The 15556-nt window shown below is 43.5% G+C and carries 14 protein-coding genes; 5 read left to right on the forward strand and 9 right to left on the reverse strand.

Going from position 1 to position 15556, the window contains the following annotated elements; all coding sequences use genetic code 11:
• Nucleotides 1-61 precede the first annotated feature (61 nt).
• Nucleotides 62-2647: a phosphoenolpyruvate carboxylase gene (locus ABIO93_RS07780; protein ID WP_348066204.1), complete on the forward strand. Its 2586-nt coding sequence runs from the start codon at nt 62-64 to the stop codon at nt 2645-2647.
• A gap of 56 nt (nt 2648-2703) precedes the next feature.
• Here the strand turns inward: ABIO93_RS07780 and ABIO93_RS07785 are convergent, their stop codons facing one another.
• The 6 genes from ABIO93_RS07785 to ABIO93_RS07810 form a co-directional block, all read right to left on the reverse strand.
• Entirely contained in the window at nt 2704-4146 is a 1443-nt protein-coding gene (locus ABIO93_RS07785; RefSeq protein ID WP_348066206.1) for a lipopolysaccharide biosynthesis protein, read from the reverse strand.
• A gap of 21 nt (nt 4147-4167) precedes the next feature.
• The gene (locus ABIO93_RS07790) at nt 4168-4701 is read right to left on the reverse strand and encodes a dTDP-4-dehydrorhamnose 3,5-epimerase family protein (protein WP_348066208.1); all 534 of its coding nucleotides are present in this window, start codon (nt 4699-4701) and stop codon (nt 4168-4170) included.
• An 18-nt stretch (nt 4702-4719) separates the two neighbouring features.
• Entirely contained in the window at nt 4720-5628 is a 909-nt protein-coding gene (locus ABIO93_RS07795; RefSeq protein ID WP_348066210.1) for a glycosyltransferase family 2 protein, read from the reverse strand.
• A gap of 71 nt (nt 5629-5699) precedes the next feature.
• On the reverse strand, nt 5700-6197 hold the full coding sequence (locus ABIO93_RS07800) for a hypothetical protein (protein ID WP_348066212.1): 498 nt from the start codon (nt 6195-6197) through the stop codon (nt 5700-5702).
• Nucleotides 6198-6344: 147 nt separating this feature from the next.
• Nucleotides 6345-6932, reverse strand: a complete 588-nt coding sequence (locus ABIO93_RS07805; protein ID WP_348066214.1) for a hypothetical protein — start codon at nt 6930-6932, stop codon at nt 6345-6347.
• A 5-nt stretch (nt 6933-6937) separates the two neighbouring features.
• Nucleotides 6938-8794, reverse strand: coding sequence for a M12 family metallo-peptidase (locus tag ABIO93_RS07810; RefSeq protein WP_348066216.1), 1857 nt, complete (start codon nt 8792-8794; stop codon nt 6938-6940).
• 239 nt (nt 8795-9033) lie between these two features.
• On the opposite strand from ABIO93_RS07810, the gene ABIO93_RS07815 reads away from it, so the two are divergent.
• The 3 genes from ABIO93_RS07815 to ABIO93_RS07825 all read left to right on the forward strand — a co-directional run bounded on the left by ABIO93_RS07815 (nt 9034) and on the right by ABIO93_RS07825 (nt 10904).
• Complete coding sequence (locus ABIO93_RS07815; protein ID WP_348066218.1) at nt 9034-9468, forward strand: MarR family transcriptional regulator; 435 nt, start codon at nt 9034-9036, stop codon at nt 9466-9468.
• A gap of 229 nt (nt 9469-9697) precedes the next feature.
• Nucleotides 9698-10429: an SIMPL domain-containing protein gene (locus tag ABIO93_RS07820; RefSeq protein WP_348066220.1), complete on the forward strand. Its 732-nt coding sequence runs from the start codon at nt 9698-9700 to the stop codon at nt 10427-10429.
• 148 nt (nt 10430-10577) lie between these two features.
• On the forward strand, nt 10578-10904 hold the full coding sequence (locus ABIO93_RS07825) for a YtxH domain-containing protein (protein WP_348066222.1): 327 nt from the start codon (nt 10578-10580) through the stop codon (nt 10902-10904).
• Between the two features lie 50 nt (nt 10905-10954).
• On the opposite strand, the gene nudK is transcribed toward ABIO93_RS07825, so the two are convergent.
• Nucleotides 10955-11536, reverse strand: a complete 582-nt coding sequence (gene nudK / locus ABIO93_RS07830; RefSeq protein WP_348066224.1) for a GDP-mannose pyrophosphatase NudK — start codon at nt 11534-11536, stop codon at nt 10955-10957.
• Nucleotides 11537-11679: 143 nt separating this feature from the next.
• Between nudK and ABIO93_RS07835 the strand changes: the two genes are divergently transcribed.
• On the forward strand, nt 11680-12186 hold the full coding sequence (locus ABIO93_RS07835; RefSeq protein ID WP_348066226.1) for a cupin domain-containing protein: 507 nt from the start codon (nt 11680-11682) through the stop codon (nt 12184-12186).
• 5 nt (nt 12187-12191) lie between these two features.
• On the opposite strand, the gene ABIO93_RS07840 is transcribed toward ABIO93_RS07835, so the two are convergent.
• Nucleotides 12192-13586, reverse strand: a complete 1395-nt coding sequence (locus ABIO93_RS07840) for a hypothetical protein (RefSeq protein WP_348066228.1) — start codon at nt 13584-13586, stop codon at nt 12192-12194.
• Nucleotides 13587-13671: 85 nt separating this feature from the next.
• Nucleotides 13672-15453, reverse strand: coding sequence for a gamma-glutamyltransferase (ggt, locus tag ABIO93_RS07845; protein ID WP_348066230.1), 1782 nt, complete (start codon nt 15451-15453; stop codon nt 13672-13674).
• Nucleotides 15454-15556: the final 103 nt, after the last annotated feature.

Below are 15556 nucleotides of genomic sequence, written 5' to 3' on the forward strand. Positions count from 1 at the left end.
ATTTTTTAGAAGTATATTTGCCTCCATTGCAGATTTCAAAATATAATTTCGTCACTCCCATATGAATAACAGTTTCCAGGACGCAGTTGTAACGAAGTACAATATTTTCAATAGCCTTTTCCTGAGTTTGCCGTATCGCGGTATTTTTCAGACAGGTTCGTTACTTCCCATACTTACCCAGCAAAGTGAGACAGGATTTCAGGAGGGCAAGTCCCCCAAAGAAATCATTGAACACTTTTTTTCAGAGCTTCTGGAAACGGCGACGCCAAAAGAACGGGCGGATTTGCTTTTTGCTTTTATCCAATACATTGAGAGACAGGTTGTTCTTTTCGATTCAGTAGAGGATGCAGCATTCGATCAAACGCATGATCTGACCGGGAAAGGTTCGGTAACTTACCTGACCGAGCGTCTGGATAATGATGAGTTGAAGAAAAAACTCCTGACGAAGCTGGAAGATTTCAGTGTACGCATAGTGCTTACGGCGCATCCTACCCAGTTTTATTCGGGAAAGGTTTTGGGGATTATCAATGACCTGGAAGATGCGATCAAGGAAAACGATTTTACGGAAGTAAATCAGCTGCTGTTGCAATTGGGCAAGACTGCATTTATCAACCATGAGAAGCCAACGCCTTTCGATGAAGCGGTGAGCCTTTGCTGGTTTTTGGAAAATGTATATTACGATGCCATTCCCTCCATTCTCGAAAAACTGATCAATGGGCTGGGAATGAGTGTGCATGACTGGCAGTATCCTAATCTTTTCAGACTTGGATTTTGGCCCGGCGGTGACCGCGACGGTAATCCGTTTGTGAACCCCGAAATCACATTACAAGTTGCTGCGAGACTGAGAGAAACGTTGCTGAGAGGATACTACCGCGATTTGCGTCAGTTGAAACGCCGGTTGACTTTCAAAGGAGTGGACGATGCGGTTTCGCTGGCCGAGAAAAAAATGAACAGCACGATTTTCGGGCCGTTTGAAGAAGGCTATGAAAATGCGCAGGAGCTGATCGATGAATTGCTGAAAGCGAGAGAAGTGCTTGTGAGCAAGCATCAGGGACTTTTTGTTGAACTACTTGATAATTTTATATTGAAGCTGAATATTTTCGGCTTCTTCTTCGCTAGTTTGGACGTGCGGCAGGATAGCCGTAAACATGCCAAAGCTTGGGAAGATATATTGAAAAGGCTGGAAAAGAAGATCCCTCTGCTGAAATACAGTGATTATGAAAGCTGGGATGAAGCCAAAAAAATTGATCTGCTTTTGTCGCTTAACATTCCTTTGAGAGACGAAGACTACGAAGATCCGCTTACCAAAGATATTCTCGGCTCAATTCGGGCCATTAAGACTATCCAGGCCAGGAATGGAGAGAAAGGTGCTCACCGTTACGTAATCAGCAATAATACCTCGGCATTAAATGTTATGCAGGTAGTATCGCTCGCGAAAAATCTGATCGCTGACGAAGACGGCAAACTGGCTCTGGATGTAGTTCCTCTTTTCGAAACAGTGGATGACCTTGCGAATGCGCCTGACATTATGCGGACGCTGTACGAAAGCGACTACTACCGCACGCATTTGGAAAACCGCGAAAACCACCAGACGATCATGGTAGGGTTTTCGGACGGTACCAAAGATGGTGGTTACCTTCGTGCAAACTGGTCTATTTACCGGGCAAAGGAAGAGCTGACGAAAGTTTCCCGCGAGTTTGGGATCAAAGTCACGTTTTTCGATGGTCGCGGAGGGCCTCCTGCACGTGGTGGTGGTAACAATCACAATTTTTATTCATCGCTTGGCTCGGACATTGAGGATAAAGAAATTCAGTTAACTGTTCAGGGACAGACGATCAGCTCGAATTATGGAACTGTAACCACGGCTATGTACAACCTGGAAAGGTTGTTTACGGCTGGTTTGGAAAACCATTTGTTCAGAGGGAACCGGGTAGAAGACGAATTGAGCGCGGAAGATAAAGTTTTGATTGAGGATATGGCAGTAATCGCCTATAACTCTTATCTCGATCTCAAAAATCATCCAATGTTCGTGAAATACCTGGATAAGAAGACACCATTGCGCTTCTACGGCCAGACTAACATTGGAAGCCGCCCTACCAAGCGTGGCAATGATGATGAGGGATTGAAATTTGAAGACTTGCGTGCAATTCCTTTTGTAGGCTCATGGGCACAGATGAAGCAGAATGTACCAGGTTTTTACGGGTTCGGGTCTGCTATTCAGGAGTTGGCGAAGATCGACAAAACGGAAGATATCAAGCAGCTTTATAAAAGGTCATTGTTCTTCAGGACACTGATCGAAAACTCCATGCAATCATTGTCCAAAGCGTTTTTCCCTGCCACCAAGTACCTTCGCGATGAGGAGGATTACACGGAGTTCTGGGATAAAATGTACAATGAGTTTTTACTTACAAGAGAGCTATTGCTTGAAGTATCAGGGCAAAAAGAACTGCTTGACAGTAATAATGTAACGAAGGTATCGATCAAAACGCGCGAACGTATCGTGCTTCCCCTGATCACCATTCAGCAGTACGCCTTGCAAATGCTGGCAGGAGATCCTGCGAAGCTCCAAGTGGATGTGGAAACATACAATCAGCTGATTATGAGAGCAATGTTTGGAATTATTAACGCTGCGCGCAATTCAGCTTAGAAGTTAAAATATAATAGAGCGTAAGGCACTGGTGATTCCGATCACCGGTGCCTTTTTTATTCGTTAACCTCCGGTTTGGTAAATAATTCGGGGTGAAATTTTTTAATGAATGCCCCATAAAATGTTCCGCCGAGTAGAATGGCGGTGACCAATTGATAAACAGGGGTAAAGTATTGCCCTAATGCGAAGCGGAATAATAGAACCAAAAGCAGCATTACGATGGCTGGAAAAGCATTTTTAGTAATAATCTTCATGATCGCGATATTAGTTAATGGAATAAGGCTTCCCACAAAATAATTGTGAATGAAGAAGCTGATGAAGCTGGTCACAACTACACTTTCTGCCACGCCTTCCAGTCCAAAGTTAATTCCGACCAAAATACCTGAGACCGCAATGATCCGGGTAATTGTAATGATTTTCAGGTAAGTTTTAGTTTTTCCGACGGCCTGAAAAATAGCTCCCGGAAAAACGCAAATTTCAAAAAGCGACGCCACGCCCAGTATGCGGAGCACCGGAATAGCCGGAAGCCATTTTTCTCCCATAACAATCGGAACAGCCAGGTCACACACGGAAGCAAATCCGAAAATGATGGGAAAGGCAATTAATGTAGCGAGCGAAACTACTTTCAGATAGTGATAGCTCATGGCTACCGGATCCTGTTGAACTTTTGAAAGAGCTGCGAATACAACCTGAGAAATCCGGCCTTTAATGTTGGAAATTGGCCACATATAGAGGCTGTACGCCAAACTGTAAATGCCAAGCGTCCCCGTTCCCATCCATTTCCCGATTAAAATATCATCAATGCGCCTCCCAAATAGCAACATAAACTGAGACATGGATTGAGGAACGCCGTAGTTAACCAGTTCTTTTACTTCTTTAATGGCAGGGTCAAATTTGAATTTCGGCCAGGCAATGAAGCAAAAATAAAATGTCCTGACGCCTTGTGCCAGCAAAAGTCTGACGACCAGTGCAACCCAACCATAACCAGCATAGGCGAGATACACAGACACGATCCCGGAAATGACTATACCGAAAAAAGAGGTGACTGCGATCTTTTCAAATAACAGTCGCCTTTGTAGCTCAGCCAATGGAAACGTTTCCAAAAATTGGAGAGGTATGGTAAGGCTCAGAAGAAAAAAAGCACTTTCAAGATCAGGATTTTGATAAAAAGAAGCGATATAGGGTGAGCTAAGCCAAACTACGAGCATCATAAATAAAGCAGAAGTCCCGGCAATGAGCATTACCGCCGAATAAAAGCGGTCGGACAACACCTGCCTTTGCGTGAGGGCCGACGCACTTCCCAAAGATCCAAATGTTTCGATCAGCCCGACAAAAGCCAATGTTGCCGTCATGACCCCGAAATCGTTAGGTTCAAGTAAGCGACTCAAAATCAACGTAAAAGCAACACCAGTGAGTTGTCCTCCGAATGATAAGATCAGGTTCCACCGGATGCTGGAAAAAAGAGAATTCTCAAAACTATCTAAACCTTCGTCAGCCAATTCCTCAATGTCAAGGTATAATTATGAGAATGTATAAGGTATTTCCGGTGAATCCAAGGGAATTCTCCAATGGTCCGGATCGTCGTACTGGTAAGCTTTATCCACAATATTAAGTAATGCGGCGGGTTCGCTGGTGTAATTCTGAACGCCGTGCCATACTCTCGGAGGTACAATGATGAGCATGGGCCGCAATTCGCCACATCGGAATTCATTGATCTGTCCATAAGTAGGTGATTCCTCGCGGGCATCATATAACACGACTTTAATAGAGCCGGTATTGACAAAAATGCGGTCGGTCGTAATTTCATGTGCATGCCAGGCTGAAATACCCTTCGGGTTGAGTGAAACCTGGAATATTTGTGCTACGGATAAGTCGTCCAGTTCCCAGTCCTGCCTGTATATCTCGGTTAGGTAGCCATTATTTTTGATGACGTTTTTCACTTCCTTTACAGAAACACCATCTATGAACTTAATGTTGGACGGATTCCATTGCGCCGTGATACTCTTGGGGTCTTTGATCGCACCGTCAATGCCCCATTTCGAAGTTTGTAACATTTGAGTAAATAATTTACGTTAATTCAGTCCTCTTTTTTTTCGATAGTTGAGTAATAAGCCACCTTTTCCAAAATTTCGTCTGACATTAAATTCTATGGTATTTAACCCCAGTTTTATAAATAATGCTTGTATTTTTTTTGTAAAGAACCGCCAGTAATAAGTATTTTCGTCATAATAAATTTGCTCAAAACAGTTATACAATGCCTTGGTAGCCAGCTGTTCCCGGAACTGAGGGTTGTTTTTAAGTTGATCGGAGTAATAGCTGTTTTCGTAGAAATGCCTCTCACTGTACGCATTTTTGCGGGAGCTGGAAGGAATTGCGATCACTGTAAAATGCTTAGTAGGTAAGATGCGCTTGCCTGCCTCATACACCCGTTTGAGCCAATCGTGTGAAGGTACCAGATACAGGTCTTTCCCCGGCCGCCAGAAACCCACTTCCTGGACAAATTCTTTATGCAGCAACCAATTGGAAGCCGGTACAAAAACCTGAGAAGGATGATAGCCGTATTTTTCAGAAATGACCCCACTGAGGATGGAAAGGTGTTTTTCTTCGTGATGATCAATAAATCCGGCGGCTAGTACAAGGTCCGCGTCATTGGCTTTTAGGAAATTCAACGAGAATTCGAGATGATCCGGAAACCACAGATCGTCGTGATTCAGAAAAGCAATGTAATTGCCCTTAGCCAGTCTTAAGCCCACATTGTTAGGTTCTGACTGCTCGCCAAAATTCTCTTTTAAATTGGTAAATGTAACCCTTGGGTCATTAATACCGGCTACCACAGCCTCAGTATCATCCGTGCAGCAATCGCCGACGATGATCAACTCCCAATCGACAAACGTTTGGTTCAGAACGGATTGAATGGAGTATGCCAGGATATTACTGCGATTATAGGTTGCAGTAACAATGGAAATGACCGGACTTTTCATGGACTAAAAAGAAGCCGTTCGAGCAATCTTACTGCAAATCAGTCATTAAGATGCTGTGAGATGACGGATTTTTACAAATGTCGTTTCACCGGGATTACTATTTTGGTGTGGAATCGGCCATTGGTAAAACGGAGGGTATCTTCATAGGAATTGGGATATCTCTTGGAACGTAAAACAAAGGAAACGCTGAAAGTGCCCTTAACTTCCATACTGCCATTTTCCTGATATTCATTTAGTTGAAGGTAATTTTCTTCTAGGGGCAAAAGGTCGTATCGATCTCGAAATATATCTTCATCGATAAAGGTTTCAAGCGATGCATTGACAGAAAGCGAATCCTTACAAGTGGTTTCGTTGTAAGGAATAACTTTATAGCGGCCTGGTTTAGGGGGGATTTTTCCAAAACCCAGTATTTGTTGGAGTACCCCTTCGGAATCTTGAAGCATCGAATAAATGTAAATACTTTTTATAAAACAGTTTGCAAAATCTGGCTTTGTGGTGGAGCCGCGAACGGTTTGGTATGCATTACTATACGTTTTCTGCCAATCCCTTCCATTCACTTTGGCTTTCATGTATCCCCATGAGTTTAATGGAACTACGCTACCACGTTCGCAAGCAATGAAGGAGAACATAATGGCTGATAGCACAATTTGGATTGGGCGCTGGAATTTTGAATTGTAGGTATTCATTTTCGAAACATATTTGTCTGATTTGAATGACTAATAAATGTCGATGACCTTAGTATGGAATTTTCCCTCGGTAAAATGCAATGTGTCTGAAAGTGCGGGAATATCACCGCGTTTTTCAATTAATAGCGTTAGCTGAAAGTGGCCTTTTATTTCTTTGGTATCGCAATTAAATTCATCAATCTGTATATAGTTGTCGGGCCCTGTTAACGTGTTATAAAATTCTCCTACTACATCTCCATCCTGCTTGATAGTAAAAAGATTTCCATAAACTGGGTCGTCTTCGCTACAATGAAATTGAATTGAGGGAACAATGGGATATCTACCAACGGCTATTGGAATTTTAATGAAGTAGAGTTGCTGACGCAGATAACCCTCTGATGAATATAGTTCAGATAAGAGATCGATGTGTTCCTTGGCGCAAGGAAAGGAAGTAGAAGGAGGAATTACGGCACACTGTACAACCTGATACGCATTTTTATATATCTTATTCCATTTCTTACCATTCAGCTTTACTGTCAAAGTCCCTAAGGAAGGATTTGTAGGAGGATGAACCCGGCCGAAGTCACACGCGATAACAGCCAGGGTTACAATTATTTGTATGATTTTGCTCCTAAGCATAAGCATTAATGACTAACGACTACTTGTTTACTCTCTTGAAACTGACCAGCTTTCAAGTGGATAAAATAAGAACCAGTGGCAATGTTATTTGTTATCCATTCATGAGAGTGAAATCCTTTTGTTTCTTTCTCGTCTAAAACAAGTGTTGCAACAATTTGACCAGCTTGGTTTGCAATTTCTAATCTGACCTGTGCCTCTGTTTTAAGATTATAGCTGATATGCATCAATTTTGAGCCAGGGTTTGGAGCCGCATTTAACGTGGTATTATCAAACCCAATTGAATTTTCTTCTAAAACTCCTTTTTTATACGGACTGGGCATTTGGGCAGTTATTGCAATAAAGGCGGTGGTTGCTTGTCCATTTCCGACAACTGTTCCTTTAAGATATATCTTTTGATTCTGATAAAAATACCAAGTAAAGATGTCGGTTGTGATATTGGAGGTGGTATAATTTATGCCGTCATAACTATATTCCCAAACGAAAGAGTATGGTGCATTGCCGCAGCTGTATGTTAATTCATAGTTTTTTCCACCTTGGGTAGTAACATATGTTGGACCGTCCAGATAGGCAACAAATGGTGGATTTGGATTAGGTCTGAAATTACCGACGCCTATATGCGTTTCGCCGACCCGCTTGGAATTGTTGTTATCAGCGTTAGTGCCAGTGGGCTTTCCTCCTACTGAGATGTTCGGATTTGAGAAATTTAGTAATCGATTGCTTCCATCATTTGTGTTGTTACTCATTACGGTTCTATCAATCACAATCCCTAAACCGTTCTTTATGTTATATCCCTGTGCGTACTGAGGATTGCCCGATTCATTATCGTGCCTACACCCATAAATGTGACCAACTTCATGCGCGAAAGTCTTATTTGTCACCGAATTTAAAATTTGGACAATAGAATATGCAGTTGAATTGTTGTTGAATGGCTCAGCAGTTGCGCCTCTGGCTCCGTAACCACCATTTGTGTAAAGGACAATTAAATCTGCTTGATATTGATTACGCAGATTTTGAGCACTTACATTTCCAGGTAAGTCGGTAACGTCTTGTGTCATGCTATTATCCTTCTCAATAAAATTCAGCAGTACTACTCCGGCCAAAGTCAATACCGCATTACTGGTTATCCCACTGTTATAAATGCAACTATTGAATTGAGCTATTGATAAATTTGCCTGATCTGAAATTGCCTGAATGCTTCCTGCCAATGCCAACGCATTCGGCGTATAAAGCACCAGCACCCGAGGATTGACAAGCGGCTGACATGGCTGCATTTTGGCATTACTTTGTGACTTGATGTCATCTTCGTAATGTGTCTCTGTGGCTCCTGCATTCATCCTACCTCCACTTCTTCCACCGCCAGTAGTCACGCAACCTACATCACCGGCCGCCGTCATGTCAATCTCCTGCAAGCAGTACAAACCTCCCGGCGCGGGAAAGATTTCGTACACACCTTCGGGCGTAGAAATGTGAGCGCAGACCCTGCCTGCTTTGGATATAATGATGACTGTTCCGCGGTCTTCGTCGGTTTTGCCTATCCATTCGTAGTCGGTTTCGGATTGGTATTCAACGTGGCTGGCTTCCGCGATGATCGGGTTTTGTTTACCGGGAATATCCAATGCAAGAATGCCGTCTCTTTGCGACTCCGCCAACGGGTTAAGCTTGATGAAATCGTATCGCGCAAGGTTCGGATTTTTGCGGAGCCGGAGTTTGTAAGCACTCATATCTGCATTGTCGGGAATCCCGTCAGTGGGCGCGACCCGTATAAATGGATCCGTCTGGCCGGAGGAGCGTGTGATGCTTATGGAAAGAAGAAGAATTAGACTTAGGATTGTCTTGACATAAGCGGTAAGTAATTTCTGCATTGTAATAAATGTTTAGTGTGCTGATGACTGTACTAGTTCTTTTGAAATGTTCTATTATTTCTTTGATTGACAAAATTATTTTGGCAACAATGATCGACAGGCGGCTATTTGAGGACCAACGGCAGGTTAGCATTGGACAAGATTGTTTTTTTGATAATTTTCCTTGCAATTATTAGTAGACGAATTGTTGGATGGGCTTATACCGGTAACTCAATAGATAAACTTCAACATTTCTCCACATGACACATCATTCGGATCAGCGTGCCTATTTTTTTAAAATAGATACGACTATCAAGAAGATTCGTAATGCTTTGCAGAAGCAATTAACCGAGGCAGGTTTTGATCTGACGGTTGACCAATGGGTTCTGATTGACCATATTTTTCGAAAACAAGGAATAAGCCAAAATGAGCTGGCAGAAATGACTTTCAAAGATCCACCCACTGTGACGCGAATCATTGATCTGCTTGAAAAAAAAGGATTGGTGGAACGTGGACCTGCGGCCGGTGATCGCAGAAAATTTAACCTTTTTCTCACTAAAAATGGGCAAACGACCTATAATCAAGCGTTTCCGATTGTGGCAGATATTCGCCGAAAAGGATGGGGGAGCCTCAGCGACTCAGATTATCAGCATTTCGTGAGAATTATGGATTCTATCTACCAGAATTTTACCTGAAATTTTAGAAAATGTTCATTTGATTTAAGTGGAAGTATAACAACCGGTTAGGATTATACTTCCACTTTTTATTTGCCTTCAAGTGGTAGAATGAGGTAGTGCGATAGCCACAATTATGGATGCGCCCTTAAACCTTCGGTATATTTTTACATCTAAACGATACGTTGAACATGCTGACGGTTGTCAGTTTTACGTGTTTATAGTTTTCATTTATTACCATTTTTAAGCCATGAAAAAATTCGTTTTGCTCAGTTCCATGCTGGTCGCTTCTGTTTTATCGCCTGCATTTTCTCAGGTACGTTCCGAACAGCTAATCCAGGTCCCTACCATTGAAGTTGCCGGATTTGCCGAAATTGAAGTCGTTCCCGATGAGATTTATTTTAACATTTCGCTTCGGGAATATTTTGAAGACGAGAAAAACCAAAAGGATAAGGTCGTGATCAGTACCCTTGAAAAGCAGCTGATCAAAGCGATTGCTGATGCGGGGTTACCGAAAGAATCGCTATCTGTAAGCGGGGTGGGAGGTTATCAGAATTATACCGACAAAAAGAAAAAACCGGCCACGTTCCTGGAAGCCAAGCAGTATGAGCTGAAAGTAAGCAGCGTAGAGAAACTGGATGGAATTTTATCCAAAGTGGAAAGCAGGGGCGTTCAGTATGCCAATGTATCCCGGGTTGACCATTCCAAAAAAGAGGAATTCAAAAAGCAGGTCAAAATTGACGCATTAAAAGCGGCGAAGGAGAAGGCGACGTACCTCGTAGCTTCTCTCGACCAGAAACTTGGAAAAGTACTGGAGATTAAAGAGCTGGATGAAAATCTGTATTTTCCGCAACCTGTTTTTGCAAAGAATGTAAGAGCTTTTGCCCAGGCAGAATCGGCGGATGTGGCAGCTGACAGCGATGTTCAATACCAGAAAATCAAGATAAGCTACCGCATGCAAGCCGCTTTTGAAATAAAATAGGCCATGATAAGCGACCGACGCTCAGCGCCCGACCCAAAAAGGTTGGGCACAGTTTTTTGACGGTGAAAGGTTGATATGTGAAGGCTTTCTTTTGTAACAAAGCATCAGTATCTTTAAATTAAAATCTCAAACTAAGTAACTGGAAATCATGAGCGTAAACGGAAAACACCTGGCCACATTTATTCTTGGTGCAGCCGCAGGAGTGGCAGCACATAAATACCTTCAAAGCGAAGAGGGAGGGAAGCTTTTGGAAGATCTGAAAACGAAAGCCAATAACCTGAAATCGGAAGCCGAGGGGACTATTGATAAAGTGCCGGAATACTTTGAAGAACTGAAAGCAAAAGGTGCTGACACGTTGAAAAGCAATTTTCCGGATGCCGAGGCATTCTTTAAAGATTTGTATGAAAAATTTGTGGGAGGCAAAGGCGCCACTACTGACGCTGAGGTAACTCCTACGCCAGATCCAATTTCGTAATATACCAAGCATTGTCTTCCTGCGCGATCAGGAAGGCAATGTTTATAAGGCTACACCAGCAATCTATTCAGCTGTGCATACTGAATCAGCATAATGGTTTTCGCGTCCCTGATTTCTCCGCTTGCTACCATTTCAATGGCTTTTGTGAATGGGATCTCCATCACTTCGATATTCTCCTGCTCCGTTTCACATCCGCCACCATCGCTAACCTTCATATCGTCGGCGTATTCAGCTACAAAAAAGTACAGTATTTCAGTTACTGAACCGGGAGACATGTAAGCCTCAAAAATCTTCCTGACTGAGCTAAGTTTGTAGCCGGTTTCCTCTTCGGCCTCTCTTTTAATGCAATCCTCCGCATTGTCTTTATCAAGCAACCCGGCGCAAGCCTCTATCAGCATGCCGGTGTGATTACCGTTGGTGTAAGTGGGTAGCCTAAACTGCTGAGTTAGAATAACAGTCTGTTTTTGAGCATTGTATAACAGAATGACAGCCCCATTACCACGGTCATACGCTTCACGGCTCTGGCGTTCCCAGTTTCCGTCATGACGCTGATAATCGAAAGTATATTTTCTTAAAGTGTACCAGTTGTCAGACAAAACTTCCTCATTGACGATGCTAACCCTATTGTTCATGATGATTGAATTTGATCATTTAAGATTAATTTTGATCAAATGTACGAATCAACTGTAAATTTGCCAACATTGAAGCGCATAGATTAGCACTATAAATGATTAACCGGCTTTCCGGTGTAAATTGGCCATCATCTTTTTCGACTATGAAGCCAGCAAATTATTGGATTGAAAAATACCAGTTACAACCTCACCCGGAAGGAGGCTACTACGCGGAGACTTACCGTTCAAGCGAAGTAATAGGCCAGCAGGCATTACCTGAGCGGTTTACAGGCGACCGCTCGTTTTCCACCGGGATCTATTTTTTACTGGAGACTCACAATTTTTCAGCATTCCATCGGATTCAATCAGACGAAATGTGGCATTTTTATGCGGGAGCAGCGCTGGAAATTTTCGTGATTGATCCTGACACCAGAGAGCTGGAAGTGATCAAACTAGGCAATGATCCCGAGAAAGGCGAGACGTTTCAGGCTTTGGTACCCGCCGGAACATGGTTTGGCTCCCGCCCCGCAAAGGGAAGCGATTATTCGCTGGTAGGCTGCACGGTAGCCCCAGGTTTTGACTTTCAGGATTTCGAAATGGCCGACAGAGTAATATTACAAAGCCAGTTCCCGGAATTTGAAGAGCTCATTCGGGAACTGACCAGACTGTAAGAGTACTAGCGAATTTCCATTTTTGACCAATACGGTTTGGATTCTTTACCATCAGCTGCACTAAATGAAGTGACTTCATAGCTTCCGGTTGCCAAGTCTTTGGGAATGGTGTACTTACCAATTGCAAAGCTCACTCCCGCAATACCCCAATTAAAGACTTCCAGCTCTGGTTTGAGTTCAACGACCCTTCCGGCATTTTTCAAACGCAGGCTAGGCAGCTTTTTAACATCAAAATTGAAACCGGGATAACCAGCAGCGAGAGGCAGGGATCTTACGAAAAACACATCTCCCATACGAAAGGACAGCACATTTGTATTGCGGTTCAGGGTCTGGCTGATATCCCCCTTCCAAATGTTTTCAACGGCATTTATTTTACTATTCCAAATTGTTTCTACTTCGCTGGGTTCAAGATTTGACTTATATATGGAACTTTTACCCAATAATTTGTCATCCTCGTAAAAAGAGACCAAATAAGGCCCCTCGGGAAGTTCGGCGGGGATATCGTCCAGCGTCAGTCGTGAAGCATCATTGAAACGAATACTCCTTGTAACTGGTGTCGAAAGAAAATCACTGGTGAATGTCACAGAATATTTTTTATCCGGAAGAAAAAATCCGCCCGTTGCTTTAATGGTGTCCTTTTTAGAATACTCAAATTTATAGTCGGGCAGTACATAAAACTGAGGCGTATCCCTGATGAACCTGATTCCCTCAAAAACGACGGATTTCTGGTTAAACAAACTGATCTCCATCGCGAGAGGATCCCTGGTTATGAAATTCTGTGCGTCAGGAAAGTTAACGTACATGTTGTCTGAATACAGATGGCTTTCAGTTGTAAAGCCAGTTTTACGATTGATAATCTTGACGGTAGGGCCGTATTGCCCGGGTGCCGCAGGAATACTGCCTACTTTGGCCATATAACGGAGCGGTAAAATGCTGCCGCTCGCATTAACTGGAATCTCCTTACTGAGCAGGTCTATTTTGGGTGTTCCGGAGAAATTGAAGTACACATTGAAATAAAACCAACTTCTTTCAGGATTGTCGCTTACTTTAAAATGCAATGGGTTCGTACCCTTGTAGCTGTATCTGATAATACTGTCAGGGATAATTGCTATTTGCGCACTGTCCCAAAGCATAATGTTTTTCTGCATGGACACTTTGACCTCCGCCTTACTCTCGTCGTAGCTATCCGGCAAACTCACCATATAGCTGTTTGTCACAGAGTCAAATTCGATCTTCTCAGCACCGGTAACAGTGATGCCTTTCAGAAATTCTATGGCCTTAATCAGATTCTCTTTCTCCGGTTCGGGTTTTGGCGCGACAACCAGAATTTCTGAGTCTTTTTTACAGTTAACCAGTAACCCCGTCAAAACGAAGAAGCTCAGGTAGATCAATTTTTTCATGGCCGATTAAAAATGAACAAGTGGTTACATTATCTCTCGAATTAAGCTGAATTAAGAATAAAATACAACTAATTTGACAAAAAATCTAATAGCCCACGCTTGTGTCATCACCCCTTGGATCCGAGCCTCCTTCGAGAGACCCGTCGGGGAGTACCAGAATGCAATCCATTCTGCCGATGGTGTTGCGTTGTTGTTCGAGGATGTAGCCTTTTTCCTGTAACTTTTTGACCGCGCTTTCCGAAAATGCATTGGCTTCGAAAGTGGTTTTATCGGGCAGCCATTGGTGGTGAAATTTCAACGCATTCACCGATTGCTGCATCGTCATGCCATGTTCGAGCACATTAAGTACGGTCTGGTACACGGACGTAATGATGGTCGATCCGCCGGGTGTACCCACTACCATCAGCAGCTTTCCGTCTTTTTCAATGATAGTAGGCGTCATGGACGATAACATTCTTTTACCCGGCGCGATCGCATTCGCTTTATTTCCAATGAGTCCGTACATATTGGGAGCGCCCGCCTTCACGCTGAAATCATCCATTTCATTATTCATAAAGAAGCCGCCACCTTTGATCACCACACGACTTCCGTAGCCGCCATTCAATGTAGTCGTAACAGACACTGCATTGCCCTCTTTATCCACAATGGAAAAATGGGTGGTTTCCAGACTTTCGTAACCGGGTAATGTTCCGCCGCTTACATTTTTACTATCGGTTGCCTTATTCCAGTCAAAATCGCTCCATCGCTGTTTCAGATAATCCTTACTCATCAGTTCCTGGGCGGGTACTTTCACAAAATCCGGATCGCCGAGAAACTTTGCACGATCCGCATACACCCGGCGTTCGGCCTCGATCATGACCTGAATGGTCGAGTCGCTATGCCAGCCCCATTTGCGAAGCGGATGCGGTTCAGTCAGTCGCATGAGCTGTATCAATGCGATTCCGCCGCTGGAAGGAGGCGCCATGGTAATCACTTTGTATTCTTTATAGGATTCAGTAATGGTTTCCCGCCATTGCGCATGGTATTCTGCCATATCCCGCTTTGAAATGATCCCCTCATTGTTTTTATTAATGTCCTTAACCAGTCGTTTGGCTGTTTTGCCCGTATAAAAACCGTCACGTCCTTTTTTCTGAATTCTTTTCAAAACCTTGCCCAAATCCTTCTGTACCAGCAGATCACCCGCCACCCATTCCTTCCCGTATGGATTTAGAAAATATTTGGTACCGGGATTCAGCTGCTGAACATCTTTCTGAACCGCATTCAATCCTCTCGCTTCCCGCTCAGTCTGGATTACACCTTTCGTTGCCAGCTCAATAGCGGGCTGTAACAGCTGTTTCCAGGGCAATTTACCATATTTGGCATGCGCCTCAGCCATTCCTGCCACCGACCCGGGCACTCCCGAAGCCAACCTGCCCAGCGTACTGGATTTAGGGATCACATTTCCGTCTTTGTCGAGATACATGTCCGCATGTCCTTTGGCAGGTGCTTTTTCACGGAAATCAATGCTGTAACTTTTTCCTCCTTGGTCCCGAAAAACCAGGAAACCACCTCCACCGATGTTTCCGGCTGAAGGGTGGACTACTGTCAAAGCAAACTGAACTGCTACTGCCGCGTCAACCGCATTGCCACCCGCTTTCAAAATCTCGATACCTACTTTCGAGGCTTCCGGATGCGCAGATGCCACGATGCCGTTTTTGGCAATCACACCAGGCTGGTTGCTATAAAATGGCTTCTGATTAGGATCGTCGGAAAGGAACTGATAAAAGCCAGTCGACTCTTTTACTGGGTTTTGCGCCAGTGCCAGGCCCGGTAAAATGCTGACTGTAAAAAGAAGTGCAGAGCGTAAATTCATCTTAGGAGTGTTCATGTTAGTGTTGTAATTTATTAAATCCAACCGTTTTTCTTACCTTTTATACCAATTTATTTCAATGCCAGAGACTTAACAGGTAACTTTTGCATCGAACGGATTT

This window comes from Dyadobacter sp. (assembly GCF_039919315.1).
In the GTDB taxonomy this organism is placed as follows: Bacteria; Bacteroidota; Bacteroidia; order Cytophagales; family Spirosomataceae; genus Dyadobacter.

Coding starts and splice junctions, on each gene's coding strand:
- ABIO93_RS07780 (WP_348066204.1), top strand. CDS start 62: ATGAATAACAGTTTCCAGGACGCAGTTGTAACGAAGTACAATATTTTC.
- ABIO93_RS07790 (WP_348066208.1), bottom strand. CDS start 4,701: ATGTTACAAACTTCGAAATGGGGCATTGACGGTGCGATCAAAGACCCC.
- ABIO93_RS07795 (WP_348066210.1), bottom strand. CDS start 5,628: ATGAAAAGTCCGGTCATTTCCATTGTTACTGCAACCTATAATCGCAGT.
- ABIO93_RS07800 (WP_348066212.1), bottom strand. CDS start 6,197: ATGAAAGCCAAAGTGAATGGAAGGGATTGGCAGAAAACGTATAGTAAT.
- ABIO93_RS07805 (WP_348066214.1), bottom strand. CDS start 6,932: ATGCTTAGGAGCAAAATCATACAAATAATTGTAACCCTGGCTGTTATC.
- ABIO93_RS07810 (WP_348066216.1), bottom strand. CDS start 8,794: ATGCAGAAATTACTTACCGCTTATGTCAAGACAATCCTAAGTCTAATT.
- ABIO93_RS07815 (WP_348066218.1), top strand. CDS start 9,034: ATGACACATCATTCGGATCAGCGTGCCTATTTTTTTAAAATAGATACG.
- ABIO93_RS07820 (WP_348066220.1), top strand. CDS start 9,698: ATGAAAAAATTCGTTTTGCTCAGTTCCATGCTGGTCGCTTCTGTTTTA.
- ABIO93_RS07825 (WP_348066222.1), top strand. CDS start 10,578: ATGAGCGTAAACGGAAAACACCTGGCCACATTTATTCTTGGTGCAGCC.
- nudK (WP_348066224.1), bottom strand. CDS start 11,536: ATGAACAATAGGGTTAGCATCGTCAATGAGGAAGTTTTGTCTGACAAC.
- ABIO93_RS07835 (WP_348066226.1), top strand. CDS start 11,680: ATGAAGCCAGCAAATTATTGGATTGAAAAATACCAGTTACAACCTCAC.
- ABIO93_RS07840 (WP_348066228.1), bottom strand. CDS start 13,586: ATGAAAAAATTGATCTACCTGAGCTTCTTCGTTTTGACGGGGTTACTG.
- ggt (WP_348066230.1), bottom strand. CDS start 15,453: ATGAACACTCCTAAGATGAATTTACGCTCTGCACTTCTTTTTACAGTC.